Raw genomic sequence first — 19,501 nt, forward strand, 5'->3', positions numbered from 1 at the left:
AGGGTCACGAAATTGTCATAAGGTGCCGCTGGCGATTCTGGCGGCCCGCTGGATCAGGGAAATCTGCTATGAAACTCATGTCGGGCAACAGTAATCTACCGCTTGCTACCGAAATTGCCGAATATCTGAATATTCCGCTCACCGATGCAAGTGTGAAGCGTTTTGCCGATGACGAGATTTTCATAGAAATCCACGAAAATGTCCGCGGCGAGGATGTCTTTGTCGTCCAGTCGACCAGCCATCCGGCCAATGATAATCTGATGGAACTGCTGATCAGCATCGATGCCCTGCGCCGCGCTTCGGCCAAACGCATAACAGCAGTTATTCCCTATTTCGGTTATGCCCGGCAAGATCGGAAACCGGGACCACGTACACCGATATCTGCCAAACTGGTTGCCAACCTCATTACCGAAGCCGGCGCTGACCGCGTATTGACGGTTGATCTTCATGCCGGTCAGATTCAGGGCTTTTTCGATATTCCGACCGATAATCTCTATGGCGCCCCGGTGATCAGCCAGGACATTATCAAACGCCATAGCGACAAGAATATCATGGTTGTCTCACCCGATGTCGGCGGCGTGGTCCGCGCCCGGGCACTGGCAAAGCGGCTCGACAATGCGCCGCTCGCGATCGTCGACAAACGCCGCGAGCAAGCCGGAGTCTCCGAAGTCATGAACATCATCGGGGATGTCAAGGGCCGCTTCTGTGTGATGATCGACGATATCGCCGACAGCGCCGGCACGCTCTGCAACGCCGCCGATGCGCTGATCGCCGCGGGCGCAACCGACGTCGCGGCCTATATCACCCACGGCGTTCTCTCCGGCAAAGCGGTGGAACGAGTCAACGCTTCGTCGCTGCGCAAGTTGATCATCACTGACACCATCCGCGCTCCACAATCGGCCCTCGATTCCGATAGAATCCGCATTTTGCCCATTGCTCCCCTGCTCGGAGAAGCGATCCGGCGGATCGCGGATGAAAGCTCAGTGAGTAGTCTGTGGGACTAGTCACGACCGGGAATTCCAATATCGGGAGATGACAATGCCCAGTTTTGAACTTCTGCTGAAATATCGCATTCACATCGCAATACTGGCGATTTTAATCTCACTGTTTGCTTGGATTACCGAATGGGCGGATTGGGTCTATGTCTGCCCCTATTGCCGGGCACAAAGGACGGTGATCGGACTGCTGGGCCTTCTCCTGCTCGCGAATCCCCGACACTGGTTAAACCGATGGATCGCATCGACCCTTGCTGTGCTGGGACTGGTCGTCGCCGGGATGCAGCATTTTAACGGATGGAAGAAAATCATGGCAGGGGAGTTTTCCTGGGGTGAATATTGGTACGCCAATGCTTGGATGCTGTCCGGCTGCGCCCTGTTCATTATCACCGGGTTGATCTTATATCTATGGGCCTGGCGCCCTATCCCGACGAGGATCGATGAGTCATGATCCACACAGATCTCACCATCCTGCCAGCCGACCAGGCCCCGGCAATCAGACTGATTAACTGATATCCATTGGACAAGCCGTCGCGATCAATATTGATACTGGGGGCCTATGGCTTCATTGGTAGCGCCATCGCCCATGCGCTTTCCGTCGCAGGCCATCGCGTCACAGGTTTCGGACGCAATACCTCCTATGGTCGGTCGATTCTTCCCGAGATCGCATGGCATAGGGGCGATCTGAGTCAATATTGCACGCCGGAAAGCTGGTCTCCAATTCTCCGCAATATCGATGTCGTGATCAACGCGAGCGGTGTGCTGCAATCCAGTCCCGGGAACAACGTGACCGTCACACAAGCGGATGCGATCATTGCGCTGGCTGTAGCCTGCGAAGCTTCCGGGACCGCTCAATTCATACAGATTTCTGCGTGCGGCGCTTCTGATCAGGCCACGGATAATTTCATGCAAAGCAAGGCTCACGCTGACCGATATTTGCTGAAATCATCACTGACAACGACCGTCTTGCGCCCCGGACTGGTAATCGGACGCAACAGCTATGGTGGAACAGAGCTGATCAGGATGGTCGCCGCCTTGCCCGGTATCACAATAGGATTTCCGAAATTTGGCAGGGTCCAGTCGATTGCTCTGTCGGACGTGATCGAAGCCGTATTACACGCCGTCACCGCGCCGGAAAAATATGCAGGCTCCTACGATCTGGTGGAATCGAAATCCCGGACGCTTGATTATATTATAGCCCGTCATCGCCAATGGCTGGGCATTGCGTTAGCTCCACGACATATCCATGTGCCAATGTGGCTTGTGAAGCTGGCCGCAGCTGTTTCGGACGCACTGGGGTGGTTGGGCTGGCGCTCGCCGTTGCGAAGCAATGCGATCCATTCTTTGGCCGGCGGGATCGTTGGCAACGTTGACCAAACGCGCGAAATACTGGGTCGCCCCGCCTTGGCTCTCGACCGGTTTTTGATAGACAATCCTGCCGGCAAACAGGATCGCATCCATGCCCGGTTGATGCTTCTCCTGCCGTTATTTCTGTCGGTACTCGCTCTGTTGTGGCTGGGTTCCGGGATATTGGGCCTGATCAAGGTCGAGGAAGCGGCATCACTGCTGGCCAGCTCACGTCTCTCGCGTCAGACTGCCGAATTTCTGGTTATCGGTGGTGCATTGGGCGACCTGATGCTTGGCCTTGGCCTGCTGTTTCGTAGATATGTCCGTTTCGCGCTCGTTGGAACCATCCTGCTGTCTGCCGCCTATCTGATTGGCGGTACGCTATTCACCCCCGAGCTCTGGCTTGATCCTCTGGCGCCGCTAACCAAGGCATTGGCCGCGATGGGTCTGTCCTTTACCTGCCTGATTGTACTGGACAAACGGTGACCGGGATTATCTTGTTCTTGCAATGGCTGCATATCATTGGCGCCACAGTTCTGATCGGTACTGGTGCGGGAATCGCATTTTTCATGCTGATGGCTCATCGCACCGATGATCCGACACTTATTGCCCATGTTGCCCAAACCGTGGTGGTTGCAGACCTCCTGTTCACCGCTCTGGCAGTGATCGTTCAACCGATTACTGGATTCTGGCTGGCCGTTCTGATCGGTTGGCCAATCAACACGCCCTGGATCATCTGGTCACTCGCGCTTTATATTTTCATTGGGTTATGCTGGCTTCCTGTCGTCTGGATACAGCTTCGCCTGCGAAACCTGGCCCGGCAAGCCGTTCAGGCGCGCTCTGCCTTGCCACCAGAATATTACCGGCTTTACAGGGTCTGGTTCGCGCTTGGCATTCCCGCCTTTACCGCCATCTTGGTCATTGTCTGGTTGATGCTCGCCAAAAGTGCTTTTTGATTTTAAGGAAACTGATAATGACACCCAAAGATATCGATCTCGCGCAAAAGCTTGCAGAAGCTGCTGGCGAAGCCATCCGCCCTTTCTTTCGCGCCAAATTTGATCAGGAAGCAAAGAGCGATTCGACCTTTGTTACCGAGGCAGATCGCGCCGCTGAAGCGGCTATGCGGACGATCATCGAAACCGAAAGGCCGGATGACGGCATTATCGGCGAGGAATATGGCACGCGAAATGAAGGTGCTTCTCGACAATGGGTGCTCGATCCGATTGACGGAACCACCAGTTTCATCGCCGGGCGCCCTATATTCGGCACCCTGATCGCGCTGATGCAGGAGGGTTTTCCGCTGATCGGCATCATCGATCAGCCGATTGCGCGAGAGCGATGGGTCGGCGTGGTCGGACGCCCAACCCTGTTCAACGGCCAGCCGGCCAAATCTGCGCGCTGCCGGGAACTCAAGGACGCCGTTCTCGCCACCACCTCTCCCCATCTTTTTGACGAGCATGACGCAGACCATTTCATGGGTCTCGCCGGCAAGGTGGCGACGCGCAAGATCATCTATGGCGGCGATTGCTATAATTACGGCCTGGTCGCCAGCGGCCATGTCGATGTGGTTTGCGAAGCGGGCCTGAAGCTCCATGATTTCGCCGCCCTCGCCCCGATTGTCGATGGCGCCGGCGGGATGATGTGCGACTGGAACGGCGAACCGCTCCACGCGGAATCAGATGGCCATGTCCTGGCGATCGGGGACCATGCTAGGGTCGATGATGTGCTGGAGGCGATTGCTTGCCATCATTGAACTCCCTTTCTGGAATTTTTATAGCCTGCGGACTATTGATGTCGTGCGGTGATCAAATTTCAGAACGAATGCAAATCTGCGATTTGAGTAAGGCTGGGTGGGACAAACCAAGCCCTGCTGGATACCACTCGACCCCCTTGATATTCGTGACCGTGTCCGATCATGATATAGTTTGGCGGTGGGAAGCTTCCGAATTAGCAGAAACTCTGTCTGATAGCGATCTACGAAAGAACTTAAGAGTAGTTCGGGAGCAAGCTCCTTTACCTGGAATTATCCTATCCAACGGTTCTACCAAAGACTGTTCAAAAACCAAGGAAGTCCAAGGCATAATTGATCAGGAGCTCACCTGTTCTAGTCGGCATCCATGCGGCTTGGGTTCGGAAAAAGAATGGTATGGGGAAATGCACTAATATCCTTGCTTTCGAGCCGAATCCTGCTAATGCGCCTCTTCCGAAGTGACGCTCTGGCCAGTGTTGGGCTGCCACAAGTGTCCGTAACGGTAACTTCTAGAGGAGACCAAAATGCCCAAGTTGAAGACCAAAAGTGGTGTGAAGAAACGCTTCAAAATCACCGCGAACGGCAAGGTAAAGCACGGCGTAGCCGGCAAACGCCACCGTTTGATGAGCCATAACAGCAAATATATCCGCCAGCAGCGCGGCACCAAGAAATTGTGTGATGCGGATGCACGGACAGTCAAGAAATGGGCGCCATACGGCCTGGGTTAATCCTGCCGCAGCGACATTCAAACTTACAGGATATAGAATATGGCACGTGTAAAACGGGGTACGACCACTCGTACAAAGCATAAAAGATTATTGGTACAGGCGAAGGGCTATTATGGCCGTCGCAAAAATACGATCCGCGTTGCGCGGCAGGCTGTCGAAAAAGCCGGCCAATATGCGTATCGCGACCGCAAGGTTAAGAAGCGGGCTTTCCGCGCAATCTGGATCCAGCGTATCAACGCTGCAGTGCGCGCCGAAGGCATGACCTATGGCACGTTCATCCACGGCACCAAGCTGGCCGGTATCGAACTGGACCGTAAAGTCATGGCCGATCTGGCGATGAATGAACCTGCTATGTTTAGCAGTATCATCAAACAGGCGCAGGATGCTCTGGCCAAGGCCTAAGCATTTTCATAATTTCAAAGAAGCGCCGGGGAGCAATCTCGCGGCGCTTTTTTATTGGGTTTTTCGTGAGGCTTGCTAGACGGGCGGCACAAGAAAACGGGATAATATGATGAGCGACATCGAAGCGGTCAGGGACAAATATCTGGAGCAGATTGGGACGGCTGCCGACGGCGACGCGCTGGAAGCAATCCGCGTGGCTGCGTTGGGCAAGAAGGGTGAGATTTCGCTGTTGCTGAAAACCCTGGGCAAGATGACGCCGGAAGAACGACAGCAACAGGGGCCAAAGATCAATGGCGCGCGGCAGGCTGTTGCCGATGCGCTGGCCGCCCGCAAGGAGGCGATGGAGACCGCGGCGCTGGACGCGAAGCTTGCCACCGAAAAGCTCGACCTGACATTGCCGCCACCATCCGCCCCCAAAGGCAGCATCCATCCTGTCAGCCAGGTAATGGACGAACTCGCAGAGATATTCGCCGACCTCGGATTCTCGGTCGCTACCGGCCCGGAGATCGAGGACGACTGGCACAATTTCACCGCACTCAACATCCCGGACACCCACCCGGCGCGTGCTATGCACGATACATTCTATTTCCCGCAAACCGACGAAGACGGGATGCCAAAGCTGCTGCGCACCCATACATCGCCGGTGCAAATCCGCACGATGATGGATATTGCGAAGAAGACCGATGGAGCGGGCCAGCCAATCCATATCATAGCGCCGGGCCGCACCTATCGCAGCGACAGCGACGCGACCCATACGCCGATGTTCCATCAGGTCGAAGGGCTGGTGATCGACAAGGGCATCCACATGGGCCATCTGAAATGGACGCTGGAAACCTTTGTCCGCGCTTTCTTCGAGCGGGACGATATCGAATTGCGCCTGCGCCCGAGCTATTTCCCGTTCACCGAACCCAGCGCCGAAGTCGATGTCGGATTCTCGGTCGAAAAGGGCCGCCGGATTATTGGCGGCGACCCACGCGGCGACAATGGTGGCTGGATGGAAATTCTCGGCAGCGGCATGGTCCACCCCAATGTCATCCGCAATTGCGGACTGGATCCCGATGTCTGGCAGGGCTTTGCCTTTGGCTGCGGTATCGACCGTCTGGCGATGCTGAAATACGGCATGGACGACCTGCGCGCCTTTTTCGACGGCGACCTGCGCTGGGCCGACCATTATGGCTTTGACGCGCTCGACGTACCGACATTGAGCGGAGGAGTTGGCGCATGAAATTTTCTTTAAGCTGGCTCAAGGCCCATCTCGAAACCGATGCAAGCCTCACCGAAATTACCGAAAAGCTGACCGATATCGGCCTCGAAGTGGAAGGGATTGAAAACCCCGCCGACGCTTTGCGCCCGTTCCGCGTGGCCCGGGTCATCGAAGCCGGACCGCATCCCAATGCCGACAAGCTGCAATTGTTGAAAGTGGATGATGGCAGCGACGAGCCCTGGCAAGTCGTCTGCGGCGCGCCGAATGCACGCAAGGATATGGTCGGCGTGTTCGGCCCTCCGGGCACCTATATTCCGGGCAGCGATTTCACCTTGAAGCCCGCGAAAATCCGGGATGTCGAGAGCTTCGGCATGATGTGCAGCGCACGCGAGCTGGAACTGGGCGAGGATCATGACGGTATTATCGAATTGCCGGAAAGTGCGGCCAGTGAAGTTGGCACCAGCTATGCTGACTATGCCAAGCTGGATGATCCGGTCATCGACGTCGCGATCACGCCCAACCGTCAGGATTGCATGGGCGTACGCGGCATAGCGCGCGATCTCGCCGCCGCCGGCCTCGGCACGCTGAAGCCGATGGACATCGCCAACATCGCCCGCAACGGCGCAGGCCCAGATATCGCGATTGACGATCCGGAAGGCTGTCCCGCATTTTACGGCTGCACCGTCAGCGGCGTGACCAATGGCGCGTCGCCGGACTGGATGCAGGCCCGGCTGAAGTCGGCTGGCCAGAAACCGATCTCGGCGCTGGTTGATATCACCAATTATGTTACGCTGGATCAGGGCCGCCCGCTGCACGTCTATGACGTCGCCAAGCTGAAGGGCGGACTGGTTGCGCGCAAAGCGCAGGACGGTGAAACGCTGGTCGCGCTCAACGATAAGGAATATATACTCGACGAGACCATGACCGTGATCGCCGACCAGACGGGCGCGCATGGTATCGGCGGCATCATGGGCGGTGCGGCCAATGGCACCGACGGGAACACCACCGATGTACTGATCGAATGCGCCTATTTCGATCCCGCCCATATCGCCCGCACGGGGCAGAAGCTGATGCTGACCAGCGATGCCCGGCAACGGTTCGAGCGCGGCGTCGATCCCGCGTTCCTTGAAGAGGGGATCGCTATTGCTACAGCGCTGGTGCAGGAACTGTGCGGTGGCACGGCGAGTGAAATCACCCGCACCGGTGAAGCGCCGACGGACCAGCGCACTATTATCTATGATCCGCGTCAATGCGCTTCGCTGGGCGGGCTGGATGTGGCTGCGGACCGGCAAAAGTCCATTCTCGAATCGCTCGGTTTCGAGATATTGTATCCCCGCGAAGGCGGGGATCCATCTCCTGATAGCGCCAAGAATAACGAGCGGGAGATGGACCCCGGCCTTCGCCGGGGAACATGGACCGTCACCGTGCCGACATGGCGTCGTGACGTCACCGGCTGGCAGGATCTGGTCGAGGAAGTGATCCGGATAGAGGGACTGGACAAGGTTCCATCGACCCCGCTTCCCCGCAAGCCGGGCGTGGCCAAACCGACCGCCTCGCCGCAACAGCTGGCCGAACGCAAAGCACGACGCGCAGCGGCGGCAAACGGTCTCAACGAAGTCGTCAACTGGAGCTTCATTTCCGAGAAGGAAGCGGCGCCTTTCGGTGGCGGAACCTGGTCACTGGCCAATCCGATCAGCGAAGACCTCAAGGTCATGCGCCCATCGCTGCTGCCCGGCCTGATCGCGGCCGCCCAGCGCAACGCAGCGCGCGGCGCAACGTCGATCCGCCTGTTCGAAGTGGGTCGCCGCTATCTGGAAAGCAGCGAGCATCCGACCATCGGCCTGGTTCTGGCGGGCGAAAACCGCCCCCGCCGCTGGCAGAGCGGCGGCGCGACGAAATTCGACGCTTATGATGCCAAAGCCGAAGTGCTCGCGATACTGAACGCCGCCGGCGCACCGACCGACAAGCTGATGGATTTCGGCGAGGCAGGCGATCATTATCATCCCGGCCAGTCGGGCACGTTGCGCCTCGGGCCGAAGAAGATTTTGGCGGCTTATGGCGTACTCCACCCCTCAACGACCAAGGCGATGGGCTTCAAAGGCACTGCCGTTGCCGCCGAGATATTCCTCGATGCAATCCCGCTGAAGAAGAAATCCGGCCATATGCGCGAAGCCTTTGCGCCACCGGCGTTGCAGGCGGTGACCCGCGATTTCGCCTTCATCGTCGATGCGGATTTGCCGGCGGGCGATCTGGTGCGCGCGGTCAAGGGCGCGGACAAGAAGCTGATCACCGATGCGCGGATTTTCGATCTGTTCGAGGGACCGAGCGTCGGCGAAGGCAAGAAATCGCTGGCGGTGGAAGTGACCTTGCAGCCGACCGACGCGACTCTGACCGAAGAGGATTTGAAGGCACTTTCGGACAAGGTTGTGGCGAATGCGGCTAAATTGGGTGCTGAATTGAGAGGATAGAATATTCGTCATCCTGAACTTGTTTCAGGATCTTTCGAGACAAGCGAGTACATGGAGATGCTGAAACAAGTTCAGCATGACGAGAGTTAGATATTAATATGACCAAAGCACGCCGCACATTCGCGATTATCTCTCACCCCGATGCGGGTAAGACGACGCTGACCGAGAAGCTGTTGCTGAAAGGCGGCGCTATCCATCTGGCGGGCGAGGTCAAGGCGCGGGGCGATAACCGGCGGGCGCGGTCGGACTGGATGAAGATCGAGCAGCAGCGCGGGATTTCGGTGACATCCAGCGTCATGACCTTCGAGCGCAACGGCATTGTCTTCAACCTGCTCGACACGCCGGGCCATGAGGATTTTTCCGAGGATACCTATCGCACCCTGACCGCCGTCGACAGCGCGATCATGGTGATCGATGCTGCATCGGGTATCGAGGCACAGACATTGAAACTGTTCGAGGTCTGCCGGCTGCGCAACGTGCCGATCATCACCTTCGTCAACAAGGTCGACCGCGAAGGCCGCGACCCGTTCGAACTGCTCGACGAGGTCGCCGACAAGCTGGCGCTGGACGTCTGTCCGATGAGCTGGCCGACCGGCATGGGCGGGCAGTTTGAAGGCGTCTATGATCTGGTCAAAAACCAGCTGCACCAGCCAACCGGCGACAGCAAAATATATGACGGTGTGACCCAGCAATTCACCGGCCTCGACGATCCAAAACTGGCCGAAGTTCTGAGCGAAGGCGCGCTCGAGCGACTGACCAGCGAAGGGGAACTGGCGCAGGGTGGTTATAGCAGCTTTGACCTAGAGGCTTATCAGAACGGCGATCTGACGCCGGTTTTCTTTGGTTCGGCGCTCAAGCAGTTCGGCGTCGAGGAGCTGATCGAGGCGATTGCCGATTACGCGCCCTCGCCGCGCCCGCAACCGGCCGAACCGGCTCCGATCGATCCGGAGAGCGACGATGTCACCGGCTTCATTTTCAAGATTCAGGCCAATATGGACCCGCAGCACCGCGACCGGATTGCCTTCATGCGGCTTTGCTCCGGCGAGTTCAAACGCGGTATGAAGCTAACGCCGTCCGGGCTGGGCAAGCCGATTGCGATTCACTCGCCAATCCTGTTTTTCGCGCAGGATCGCGAAATTGCCGACACCGCGGAACCGGGCGATATCATCGGTATCCCCAATCACGGCACCTTGCGGGTTGGCGACACCTTGTCGGAAAAGAACCAGGTGCGGATCACCGGCCTGCCGAATTTTGCGCCTGAAATCCTCCGCCGCGTGATCCTGCGCGATCCGACGAAAACCAAACAGCTCCGCAAAGCTTTGGACGATCTCAGCGAAGAAGGCGTCGTGCAGGTTTTCTATCCCGAACTGGGTGCCAACTGGATCATCGGCGTGGTCGGGCAATTGCAGCTCGAGGTTCTGGTATCCCGCCTGCAGGCCGAATATAAGGTCGACGCCTTTCTGGAACAGGCCCCGTTCGAAACCGCCCGCTGGATCAGCGGCGACGACGCGACCCTGAACGCCTTTGCCAATATCAACCAGTCCAGCCTCGCCCGGGACCGCGATGACAATCTCGTGTTTCTGGCCAAATCGGCCTGGGATGTCGGCTATCAGGAAGAGCGCAATCCTGACCTAAAGTTCAGCGCGACACGCGAACGCTAATCCGGTAAATCCCGGTCATGGCCAGCAGAACCACGACCCAAAAAGCCTTTCAGGCGATCACCATCGACGACGAAGGCCGTGTTTGCGCCGATATCCCGGAAAGCGCCTGCAATCAGGAACCGGGCAATTTCTTCAAACATGTCGGCTCGCTGGCGCTGACCAAAAGCGCCGACGGGCTGATCGACCCGAAGCTGGTGCTCAGCTGGCTGATGACATCGCTGGGCGCGCCGGTAGCGCTGATCGGGCTGCTCGTCCCGGTCAGGGAAGCAGGCGCCTTGCTGCCGCAGCTTCTGACCGCCGGATATTTGCGGAAATTACAACGGCGGAAGTGGGCATGGGCGGTCGGATCACTGGTGCAAGGCCTGGGAGCCGCCGCGATCGGGGTGGTCGCGATCACCATGACCGGCGCGGCCGCCGGCTGGGCCATTGTGATCGCGCTGGCGATATTGGCACTGGCCCGTAGCATATGCTCGGTCTGCTACAAGGACGTGCTTGGCAAAACCATCGACAAGTCCCGGCGCGGCACCGCGACCGGTCTGGCCGGCTCTATCGCGTCGGTCAGCGTGATTATCTATGCGCTCGCTCTATCGTCCAATCTCGTCGACCGGATGCTGCTGGTCACCGGCGGCCTGTTTCTGGCCGGCATGGCATGGCTATTGAGCGCCCTGTTGTTCGCCAGCTTGAAAGAAGAGCCCGGAGCGACCGAAGGCGGCAAATCCGCGCTGAAGGAAGCCTATAAAAATTTCGCCTATTTGCGCGATGATCCACAGCTCGTCCGCTTCATCCTGACACGTGGATTATTGACCGCCACCGCATTGGCGCCGCCGTTCATGATTGCCGTCGGCAGCCAGGCCGGGGAAGGCTATGACAAGCTCGGCTTTCTGGTCCTCGCCTCGGCGATGGCCAGCCTGTGCAGCAGCTTCGTCTGGGGCCGCCTGTCCGACCGGTCCAGCCGCAAGGTGCTGGTCTTCTCGGCAATGGTCGCGGCGATCATATTGGCCGTGACCAGCTGGCTCGCCTTCGCAGGGACGCTGAGCGGCGGCTATATATTGCCGGTCCTGCTGTTCGGCCTGATGATCGCCTATCAGGGCGTACGCCTCGGCCGGTCAACGCATCTCGTCGACATGGCCGACAAGGACAGCCGCGCCGCTTATACCGCGCTGTCGAATACGATCATCGGATTGCTGTTGCTGGCGGGCGGCGTTTTCAGTCTGGTCGCGAACTGGTTTGGCGGGGAGGTTGTGCTGGCGATCATGGCGGGGATGAGCGGGCTGGCGATATGGGCGGCTTGGGGGTTGGACGAGGTTCAGGCGTGATGGACATGCGCCTATTTGTCTGAAAATGTTGGGGACATCCACCCTGGATATCGGTTATCAGAAAAAGAGAGAATCCCGAAATAAAGCCGTCGCTCATAAGCAGCGATAAGAGAAAGAAATAATATGCAGAATATCTGGTCCGTCTATCTGTCAGGTGAAATCCACACCGATTGGCGTAAAGAAATTGCCGATGGCGCGGAGAACAAAGGGCTCCCAGTGCGATTTACTGCACCGGTCACCGATCATCCCGCGTCCGATGATTGCGGCGTCGCCATATTGGGTAGTGAAGACAACAAATTCTGGCACGATCGCAAAGGTGCGCAGATTAACGCGATTCGTACCTCTACCTTGATCAAAAAGGCCGACATTGTCGTCGTGCGCTTCGGCGACAAATACAAACAATGGAACGCTGCCTTTGATGCCGGCTATGCCTCTGCGTTGGGCAAACCCCTGATCATCAATCACGGGCCAGATATCGTTCATCCGCTCAAAGAGATTGATGCCGCAGCGCTGGCTGTGGCCGAAACGCCAGCCCAAATCCTAGAGATTCTGGATTATGTGATAAATGGGACACTGGCTGGATATACTGACTAGCCGAGTCGGCGGAGCAGCAGGTGCATGGACCTTCCGTCATTCACCCCCGCAGCAAGAACACCGCATGTTCGGCCAGCAAATTCGCTAGACCGCGTCCCGTCTGCTTGTCACCGCTGAGGAACCACTGGCCTTCCTGTGTATAGTTGCCATCCTGCACCAGCGCGCGGAAATCGGCGATGGTGACATGATGGATATTGGGCGTGTCAAACCAGGTCTGCGGGATCAGCCGCGTCACCGGCATCCGGCCACCGAGCAGCAGTGATGTGCGGATGCGCCAATGGGCGAAATTGGGGAAGCTGACAAAGGCCTGCTTGCCGATACGCAGCAGCTCGTCGACCATGATGTCGGGGCGGTGGGTGGTCTGCAGCGTCTGGCTGAGAATCGCATAGTCGAAGCTGGCGTCGGGATAGGTGCTGAGATCGGTGTCCGCGTCGCCCTGCACCACCGAAAGCCCTTTGGCGACGGCTTTCGAGACATTGGCGGGGTTGATCTCCAGCCCGCGTGCGTCGCAGCCTTTTTCATCGCGCAAGGCCATCATCAGCGCGCCATCGCCGCAGCCAATATCGAGCACCCGGCTGCCCGGCGCGATATTGTCGGCGATAATCTGCAGGTCGGGGCGGAGGCTGGTCATGCGGCACCGAACTCCCGTTCGCCTAGAGCCTGTCGAAGGGTGTTGTGCGCGGACGGTGCTTCGACAAGCCCAGCACGAACGGTCATTGCTATTGTCATTGCCTTTCTCCTGCCTTCAGAAAGCCGTCGACAATCCGGTTCATCTCGGGATTTTCCAGCAAAAAGCTGTCATGGCCAAAGGGGCTCGACAATTCCATGAAGCTGACTTCTGCTCCGGCCGCGTTGAGCGCATGGACCATCGTCCGGCTCTCGCTGGTCGGATAGAGCCAGTCGGTGTCGAAGCTGATCAGGCAGAAACGGGTTTTCGATCCCTTGAAGGCATGGGCCAGCGTCCCGCCATGGGCCTCTGCGAGATCGAAATAATCCATCGCCCGGGTAATGTAGAGATAGCTGTTGGCGTCGAAGCGGTCGACAAAGCTGATCCCCTGATGGCGGAGGTAACTCTCAACCTGAAAATCTGCATCAAAGCCGAAGGTCTTGGCGTCGCGGTCCTGCAGGCGGCGGCCGAATTTCTCGGTCAGGCCGGCTTCCGACAGATAGGTGATATGGGCCGCCATCCGTGCCACCGCTAGACCGCTGCTCGGCGGATCGTCATCGGCATAATAGGCACCGCCGCGCCAGCGCGGATCGGCCATGATCGCCTGTCGCCCGACTTCGTGGAAAGCAATATTCTGGGCACTATGACGGGCCGCCGAAGCAATGATCACCGCAGAGCGGACGCGCTGGGGATAGAGCGCGGCCCAGCTGACCGCCTGCATCCCGCCCATCGAACCACCGACGACGGCATGGAGCCGCTCGATTCCGAGATGATCGAGCAGCATTGCCTGTGCCCGCACCATGTCGGCAATGGTCAGCACCGGAAAATCCATCCCCCAAGGCGTGTCGGTCGCGGGATTGATCGTCGCGGGGCCGGAGCTGCCGAGACAGCTGCCGATGACATTGGCGCAAATGACAAAATGACGGTCGGTGTCGACCGGCTTGCCCGGGCCGACCATCCGCACCCACCAACCGGGTTTGCCGGTGATCGGGTGAGTCGAGGCGACATATTGATCGCCGGTCAGCGCATGACAGATCAGAATCGCGTTGGACGCATCTGTGTTCAGCGTACCATAGGTTTCATAGGCAAATTCGACCGGCGCAAGCTCTGCCCCGCTGTCCAGCGGCAGCGGTCCGAGCAGGCGCACCTTCCTGTCCAATCCAAATCGCGCATCTTCATTCATGATCAAAGGGGGCTAAGCGGCGAAATCCCGACCGTCAATTGATAATGCAGTTGACTGGCTGGCCGCAAAGGTTAGTCCGGCGACATAGTTTCACTCCAGACAAGCAGGCCAAGGCGATGAGTGCACCAAAACCAAAAGACTGGATCATGGGCATTGCGCCTTATGTGCCCGGCAAATCGAGCGGCGATGACGGGCGCAAGCTGGTCAAGCTGTCGGCTAATGAAAACCCGCTGGGCTGCAGCCCGGACGCGACGGCAGCGCTGAACGCAGCCTCGACTTCGGTCGACCGCTATCCCGATCCCGGCTCGACCAAATTGCGCGAAGCGCTTGCCGCGAAATATGATCTCGATCCAGCAAGGATCATTTGCGGCACCGGTTCCGACGACGTGCTCCATCTCGCCGCCAACGCATTCAGCGGGCCGGGCGACGAAATCATCTACGTTCGTTATGGCTTTGCGGTCTATGACATTGCCGCCCGGCGCTATGGCGGAACCCCGGTGATTGCCGATGATGCCGACTATGGTACCGATGTCGATGCGATCCTCGCCAAGGTGACCGACAGAACCCGCGTGATCTTCATCGCCAATCCCAATAATCCCACCGGCACATTTGCAAGCCGCGCTGAAATCGCGCGTCTGCAGTCTGAACTTCCCGGACATGTGTTGCTGGTGCTCGACGGTGCCTATGCCGAATATCTCGACGCAAGTGAAGATGACGGCGCGCTGGAGCTTGCCGAAACCAAGGCCAATGTGCTGGTCACCCGTACCTTTTCCAAGATCCACGGCCTCGCCGCCGAGCGGATCGGCTGGGGCTATGCTTCGTCCGAAATAATCGGCGCGATGAACCGGATCAGACTGCCCTTCAATGTCACCACAGCGGGTCAGGAGGCGGCCGTCGCCGCTCTGGCCGCCGATAATTTTGTCGCCAGCAGCCGCGTCCATAATGCGAAATGGCGGCGATGGCTGAGCGATGAGATCAACGGACTTGGCAATCACGGCCTCCGGGTCGTGCCGAGTCACACCAATTTCCTGCTCGTCCTGTTCGAAGGAAAAATGACCGCCGAACAGGTCAATGCCGCGCTGATGACAAAAGGCTATGCCGTACGCTGGCTGCCGGGGCAGGGTCTGATCAACGGCCTGCGGATGACCATCGGAACCGAAGACGAGACCCGTGGCCTGGCCGGGGCCTTGCGCGAGATTCTGGAAACCGCAGACTGATGCTTCCCTTTACCAATATCGCGATTATCGGACTGGGGCTGATTGGGTCGTCCATAGCCCATGCGGTGCGGGCCACCATGCCGACTGCGCGAATCACCGGCTTTGACGCCGATCCGGCGGTGCGGGCACGGGCCATCGAACTGGGCTTTTGCGACGATGTCAGCGACAGCGCAGGCGCGGCCGTGACCGATGCGGATCTTGTCATGCTCTGCGTCCCGGTGGGAGTCATCGCCGCGGTTGCGGCTGACATCGCCCCGGATCTGCCGGACGATGCCATTATCAGCGATGTCGGTTCGTCGAAAGAAAATGTGCTCGCCGCACTGACGGAGGCCCTGCCCGGCGCACGGATCATCCCTGCCCACCCGGTTGCAGGCACCGAGAATAGCGGCCCAGATGCCGGATTTGCGACCCTCTTCCACGAGCGCTGGTGCATATTGACACCACCAGAAAACGCCACAGACGGCGATATCGAGCGGGTAAAGGCCTTCTGGGAAAAACTCGGTGCCAATGTCGAGATCATGGATGCCAAACATCATGACCTCGTTCTCGCCGTAACCAGCCATTTGCCGCATCTGATTGCCTATACGATTGTCGGCACGGCCTCCGATCTCGAACAGGTGACCCGCGGCGAAGTGATCAAATATTCCGCTGGCGGTTTTCGTGATTTCACGCGGATCGCCGCATCCGACCCGACCATGTGGCGCGATGTATTCCTGTCCAACAAGGAAGCGGTGCTGGAAATGCTTCAGCGCTTCTCCGAGGATCTCTCGGCCCTGCAGCGCGCGATCCGCTGGGACAAGGGCGACGAACTGTTCGACCTGTTCACCAAGACCCGCGCGATTCGCCGCCGGATTATTGAAGAAGGCCAGGACGATGCAGCCCCCGATTTCGGACGTACGCACGATTAAAGGCCGCTTGTTGCGGAAAACGCACCCAAAGAGCTTTACAGACCAGCTTCGTTTTATTTTCTGTGATCTTTGCCCGAAAATTGCAGATTTCCGGCCTTTTTTAGGCGGCAATCGGTCGCCCAGTGTGACCTTTCAAATTGCCCGCCGAGCCAGTCCGCCAGAAACGGGCGGATAGCGGCAAAAATAACTCTGTCCAAATTGTCAAAGAACCGGTCCTGCGACTGGCGCTGGATAATGACGATCATATTCGATGAAACCAGGTGTAGGACAGCACTATTTCGGTGATGGGCAAGACGGTCACTGTGCCAGTCGTCGCCATTGCCCTCAACCAAAAGCAAAGTTTCACAATGGCATATACAATGCCCAATAATTCGGTACCATATGGACAATACCCAACGGTCACAATCAGTTGGGAAATATTATGGGAGTCTGGATTTGGCCGAAGCTACAGCGAGCGTCTCGCATGCCGCACATGGCGGTGCACCGGAAACGGGATATGGAACTAGGAATTACCGCAACTATATCCTCGGCATCCTGCTCACCGTTTATATTTTCAATTTCATCGATCGCACCATCATCAACATATTAACCGAGCCGATCAAGGAAAGCTTCGGGGTTGAAGACTGGCAAATGGGGCTGCTCGGCGGACCGGCTTTTGCAATTCTCTATACATTTGTCGGCATCCCGATCGCCCGTTTCTCCGAGAAGAACCACCGGGTCTGGATCATCGCAGGATCGGTGGCGCTGTGGAGTCTGATGACCGTTTTATGCGGCTTTGCCACCAGCTTTATCGCCCTGTTCATATTCCGTATCGGCGTCAGCATCGGCGAAGCGGGTTGTTCACCGCCCGCCAATTCGATTATCGCCGACTATTTCATTCCCAAGGAACGCTCGACCGCGGTCTCGGTCTACGCGCTGGGCATCCCGCTGGGCGGAATGGTCGCTTATGTGTTCGGTGGCTTCATTGTCGGAAGCCTCGATGGCCCAACGGTCGCTGCGATGTTGAGCAGCTGGAACTGGACCTGGGCGGTCAATGCGCTGGACTGGCAAAATATCGAGGGATGGCGCGTGGCTTTTGTGGTGGTTGGCGTCCCCGGCCTGATCGTTGCAATGATCGTCAGGATGACGATCAAGGAACCGCCTCGCGGCTACACCGACCCCGTGGAAATGCAGAATAAGGACCATGTCGGCTTTCGCGAAGTCTTGAAGATATTGTCGCAAAAGCCCGCTTACTGGCACGTCACCATGGGCGTTACGATCGCCTCGTTCGTCAACTATGGCGTTGGCCAGTTTTTCGTGTCCTTCCTGATCCGCACCCATGAACTGTCGATATTCGACGCGTCGGTAAAAATCGCATTGGCATTGGCGGTCATGGCATCGATCGGGACCTATATGTCCGGTTTTCTGGCGGACAAATATGCCGAGCGCTTCCCCAAGGCACTGGCCTTGATACCGATGTTTGCGTTGCTCGGCGTGATTCCCATGCATGTCGTCGGCTATCTCGCGGAAAGCCTGTGGTTGGCTGTCCCGCTGATGATGGTCGGCCAGATGCTGCTCTACACCTATCTCTGCCCGCTCTATGCCGTGCCGAGCGGGGTGGTCGACAGCCGGATGAGAGCAACGGCGGTGGCCGTGACCCTGTTCATCGTCAACCTGCTCGGTTACGGGCTCGGACCGCCGCTGATCGGCGGCCTGTCGACGATATTGAATGCGACATTCCTGTCGGGGCTGGACCCGACGCTGACCCTGGAGGCGTGCAAGGCAAACAATATTGCGGTGGCCGCCCAGACCGCTTGCGATTCGGCCAATGCCGACGGCCTGCAATGGTCGATGATCCTGTTCAAATGCCTCTATCTATGGGCGGTGTTCCATTTCTACATGGCCAGCCGCACGATCCAGCGCGATATGGGACGCTGACCGGCTGACGGGGGCATTCCGCTAAAGCGGCAACACCTCCGTCATCCGATCCGGATAACCCAAATGGAACCGGCGACTATTCGGTCGTCTTGCCGTCGAAATGGTCATGCTCGTTTGCAGCATCGGCCGCGGTGGCATGCACGGTTCCGTCGATATGCTCGGGTGGACCGTAGATGGTGTAAAGCCGGAGCGGCTCCTTGCCGGTATTCACAACATTGTGACTGGCGCCCTGCGGCACGATGATGCCATCGTCGGATTTTACCTTGTTGGCCTTGCCGTCGATCCAGATTTCGCCACTGCCCTCCTCGATCCGGAAAAACTGGTCGCGGTCATCATGCACTTCCATACCGATCTCGTCACCGGGCTGAAGCGTCATCAAAACAAGCTGCAGATTGTGACCGGTGTAGAGCACCCGGCGGAAATCATCATTCTGCTCCGTTAGAGCCTCTATGTTGTCGACAAATCCTTGCATTTGCATATTTCCTTTCATGGCTGCACCGGTTGGGTCGTTCAGATAACTATTCGTTCTCGCCGCTTTCGGCCATTTCTTTTTCCCACGTTTCCTTTGCGGCCACTTGAGCAGCTTTGCTAACATCCAGAGTAGCGGCGGCAGCCTTGATCACGGCTTTTTGCGCCGATTCTGCTGCATCTTTTGCAGCAATTGCATCGGATTCCAGGCCTGCCTTGAGCGAAGCGCTAGTCTCGCTCACCGCTTCACTCGTTGCAGCCACCGCTCTTTCCGCGAGCTCCTGAGCTTTCCGAGCATTATCATTGACCGCCATGTCTATTTCGGCATTGGCCACCAGAATCTCGGCTTGCGCCTGTTTGGCAGCAGCCTCTGCCTTTATCGCCATTTGCAACGCGGCCTCTCTGTCTTTCTGTGCTTCGGAACAAACGGCCAGTTTCGCAGCCATCACCGATAATTTTGCGGCATTATACGCTTCGACCGCCGCTTTGGTGGCGTCATGTGTCGCTGCTTCCAGACTTTGTCCAGCGTCCTCCATATCGTCATTTACCGACATGGAGGATTCCGTCCGATCATCAGTTTCTGTTTTCTGGGTACAAGCTTGAACCGCGAGGGAGAATACCACTGCGGTGCCAATCGTTGATATTATTTTCTTCATGCCTCTGGTTCCTTGATGAT

19 protein-coding genes are annotated in these 19,501 nt (G+C 57.8%); 15 read left to right on the plus strand and 4 right to left on the minus strand.

Translation table 11 applies throughout. The features are described from left to right. Nucleotides 1-68 precede the first annotated feature (68 nt). The 12 genes from ACN0VD_RS04600 to ACN0VD_RS04655 all read left to right on the plus strand — a co-directional run bounded on the left by ACN0VD_RS04600 (nt 69) and on the right by ACN0VD_RS04655 (nt 12,465). Entirely contained in the window at nt 69-1,004 is a 936-nt protein-coding gene (locus ACN0VD_RS04600; protein WP_417592099.1) for a ribose-phosphate pyrophosphokinase, read from the plus strand. A gap of 34 nt (nt 1,005-1,038) precedes the next feature. Next, complete coding sequence (locus ACN0VD_RS04605) at nt 1,039-1,446, plus strand: hypothetical protein (protein WP_417592101.1); 408 nt, start codon at nt 1,039-1,041, stop codon at nt 1,444-1,446. A gap of 92 nt (nt 1,447-1,538) precedes the next feature. Then, complete coding sequence (locus ACN0VD_RS04610) at nt 1,539-2,828, plus strand: SDR family oxidoreductase (RefSeq protein WP_417592103.1); 1,290 nt, start codon at nt 1,539-1,541, stop codon at nt 2,826-2,828. Continuing rightward, entirely contained in the window at nt 2,825-3,298 is a 474-nt protein-coding gene (locus ACN0VD_RS04615) for a DUF2269 family protein (RefSeq protein ID WP_417592105.1), read from the plus strand. The genes ACN0VD_RS04610 and ACN0VD_RS04615 overlap by 4 nt, the downstream gene beginning before the upstream one ends. 17 nt (nt 3,299-3,315) lie before the next feature. After that, nucleotides 3,316-4,095, plus strand: a complete 780-nt coding sequence (gene hisN, locus ACN0VD_RS04620; protein ID WP_417592107.1) for a histidinol-phosphatase — start codon at nt 3,316-3,318, stop codon at nt 4,093-4,095. A 521-nt stretch (nt 4,096-4,616) separates the two neighbouring features. Continuing rightward, the gene (gene rpmI, locus ACN0VD_RS04625) at nt 4,617-4,820 is read left to right on the plus strand and encodes a 50S ribosomal protein L35 (RefSeq protein ID WP_159646979.1); all 204 of its coding nucleotides are present in this window, start codon (nt 4,617-4,619) and stop codon (nt 4,818-4,820) included. Nucleotides 4,821-4,859: 39 nt separating this feature from the next. After that, nucleotides 4,860-5,222: a 50S ribosomal protein L20 gene (gene rplT / locus ACN0VD_RS04630; RefSeq protein WP_417592109.1), complete on the plus strand. Its 363-nt coding sequence runs from the start codon at nt 4,860-4,862 to the stop codon at nt 5,220-5,222. A 106-nt stretch (nt 5,223-5,328) separates the two neighbouring features. After that, entirely contained in the window at nt 5,329-6,447 is a 1,119-nt protein-coding gene (gene pheS / locus ACN0VD_RS04635) for a phenylalanine--tRNA ligase subunit alpha (RefSeq protein ID WP_417592111.1), read from the plus strand. After that, nucleotides 6,444-8,894, plus strand: coding sequence for a phenylalanine--tRNA ligase subunit beta (gene pheT / locus ACN0VD_RS04640; protein WP_417592113.1), 2,451 nt, complete (start codon nt 6,444-6,446; stop codon nt 8,892-8,894). The genes pheS and pheT overlap by 4 nt, the downstream gene beginning before the upstream one ends. 98 nt (nt 8,895-8,992) lie before the next feature. Continuing rightward, entirely contained in the window at nt 8,993-10,555 is a 1,563-nt protein-coding gene (locus ACN0VD_RS04645; RefSeq protein ID WP_417592115.1) for a peptide chain release factor 3, read from the plus strand. 17 nt (nt 10,556-10,572) lie between these two features. After that, nucleotides 10,573-11,871 (plus strand): MFS transporter, encoded by a 1,299-nt coding sequence (locus tag ACN0VD_RS04650; RefSeq protein ID WP_417592117.1) that lies wholly within the window; start codon nt 10,573-10,575, stop codon nt 11,869-11,871. A 123-nt stretch (nt 11,872-11,994) separates the two neighbouring features. Then, nucleotides 11,995-12,465, plus strand: coding sequence for a YtoQ family protein (locus ACN0VD_RS04655; protein WP_417592119.1), 471 nt, complete (start codon nt 11,995-11,997; stop codon nt 12,463-12,465). A 40-nt stretch (nt 12,466-12,505) separates the two neighbouring features. Here ACN0VD_RS04655 and metW read toward each other — a convergent pair whose 3' ends face one another. Together metW and metX are read right to left on the minus strand one after the other, a co-directional pair. Then, on the minus strand, nt 12,506-13,096 hold the full coding sequence (gene metW, locus ACN0VD_RS04660) for a methionine biosynthesis protein MetW (RefSeq protein ID WP_417592121.1): 591 nt from the start codon (nt 13,094-13,096) through the stop codon (nt 12,506-12,508). Between the two features lie 94 nt (nt 13,097-13,190). Continuing rightward, nucleotides 13,191-14,315: a homoserine O-acetyltransferase MetX gene (metX, locus tag ACN0VD_RS04665; RefSeq protein WP_417592123.1), complete on the minus strand. Its 1,125-nt coding sequence runs from the start codon at nt 14,313-14,315 to the stop codon at nt 13,191-13,193. Nucleotides 14,316-14,431: 116 nt separating this feature from the next. Between metX and hisC the strand changes: the two genes are divergently transcribed. The 3 genes from hisC to ACN0VD_RS04680 all read left to right on the plus strand — a co-directional run bounded on the left by hisC (nt 14,432) and on the right by ACN0VD_RS04680 (nt 18,357). After that, nucleotides 14,432-15,532 (plus strand): histidinol-phosphate transaminase, encoded by a 1,101-nt coding sequence (gene hisC, locus ACN0VD_RS04670; RefSeq protein WP_417592125.1) that lies wholly within the window; start codon nt 14,432-14,434, stop codon nt 15,530-15,532. Beyond that, nucleotides 15,532-16,440 carry a prephenate/arogenate dehydrogenase family protein gene (locus tag ACN0VD_RS04675; RefSeq protein ID WP_417592127.1) on the plus strand — a complete coding sequence of 303 codons (909 nt, stop codon included), beginning with the start codon at nt 15,532-15,534 and terminating at the stop codon, nt 16,438-16,440. Before hisC ends, ACN0VD_RS04675 begins: the two co-directional genes overlap by 1 nt. A gap of 435 nt (nt 16,441-16,875) precedes the next feature. Further along, nucleotides 16,876-18,357, plus strand: a complete 1,482-nt coding sequence (locus ACN0VD_RS04680; RefSeq protein ID WP_417592129.1) for a spinster family MFS transporter — start codon at nt 16,876-16,878, stop codon at nt 18,355-18,357. 76 nt (nt 18,358-18,433) lie between these two features. Here the strand turns inward: ACN0VD_RS04680 and ACN0VD_RS04685 are convergent, their stop codons facing one another. Both ACN0VD_RS04685 and ACN0VD_RS04690 read right to left on the minus strand, forming a co-directional pair. Then, nucleotides 18,434-18,829, minus strand: a complete 396-nt coding sequence (locus ACN0VD_RS04685) for a cupin domain-containing protein (protein ID WP_417592131.1) — start codon at nt 18,827-18,829, stop codon at nt 18,434-18,436. Nucleotides 18,830-18,875: 46 nt separating this feature from the next. Continuing rightward, a complete protein-coding gene (locus ACN0VD_RS04690; protein ID WP_417592133.1) occupies nt 18,876-19,481 on the minus strand; it encodes a hypothetical protein in 606 nt (201 codons plus the stop codon). Nucleotides 19,482-19,501 lie beyond the last annotated feature (20 nt).

The organism is Parasphingorhabdus sp. (genome assembly GCF_048267785.1).
Lineage (GTDB): Bacteria > Pseudomonadota > Alphaproteobacteria > Sphingomonadales > Sphingomonadaceae > Parasphingorhabdus.

Coding starts and splice junctions, on each gene's coding strand:
- ACN0VD_RS04600 (WP_417592099.1), top strand. CDS start 69: ATGAAACTCATGTCGGGCAACAGTAATCTACCGCTTGCTACCGAAATT.
- rplT (WP_417592109.1), top strand. CDS start 4,860: ATGGCACGTGTAAAACGGGGTACGACCACTCGTACAAAGCATAAAAGA.
- ACN0VD_RS04645 (WP_417592115.1), top strand. CDS start 8,993: ATGACCAAAGCACGCCGCACATTCGCGATTATCTCTCACCCCGATGCG.
- metW (WP_417592121.1), bottom strand. CDS start 13,096: ATGACCAGCCTCCGCCCCGACCTGCAGATTATCGCCGACAATATCGCG.
- metX (WP_417592123.1), bottom strand. CDS start 14,315: ATGAATGAAGATGCGCGATTTGGATTGGACAGGAAGGTGCGCCTGCTC.
- ACN0VD_RS04675 (WP_417592127.1), top strand. CDS start 15,532: ATGCTTCCCTTTACCAATATCGCGATTATCGGACTGGGGCTGATTGGG.
- hisN (WP_417592107.1), top strand. CDS start 3,316: ATGACACCCAAAGATATCGATCTCGCGCAAAAGCTTGCAGAAGCTGCT.
- ACN0VD_RS04605 (WP_417592101.1), top strand. CDS start 1,039: ATGCCCAGTTTTGAACTTCTGCTGAAATATCGCATTCACATCGCAATA.
- ACN0VD_RS04655 (WP_417592119.1), top strand. CDS start 11,995: ATGCAGAATATCTGGTCCGTCTATCTGTCAGGTGAAATCCACACCGAT.
- pheS (WP_417592111.1), top strand. CDS start 5,329: ATGATGAGCGACATCGAAGCGGTCAGGGACAAATATCTGGAGCAGATT.
- ACN0VD_RS04685 (WP_417592131.1), bottom strand. CDS start 18,829: ATGCAAGGATTTGTCGACAACATAGAGGCTCTAACGGAGCAGAATGAT.
- ACN0VD_RS04690 (WP_417592133.1), bottom strand. CDS start 19,481: ATGAAGAAAATAATATCAACGATTGGCACCGCAGTGGTATTCTCCCTC.
- pheT (WP_417592113.1), top strand. CDS start 6,444: ATGAAATTTTCTTTAAGCTGGCTCAAGGCCCATCTCGAAACCGATGCA.
- hisC (WP_417592125.1), top strand. CDS start 14,432: ATGAGTGCACCAAAACCAAAAGACTGGATCATGGGCATTGCGCCTTAT.
- rpmI (WP_159646979.1), top strand. CDS start 4,617: ATGCCCAAGTTGAAGACCAAAAGTGGTGTGAAGAAACGCTTCAAAATC.
- ACN0VD_RS04650 (WP_417592117.1), top strand. CDS start 10,573: ATGGCCAGCAGAACCACGACCCAAAAAGCCTTTCAGGCGATCACCATC.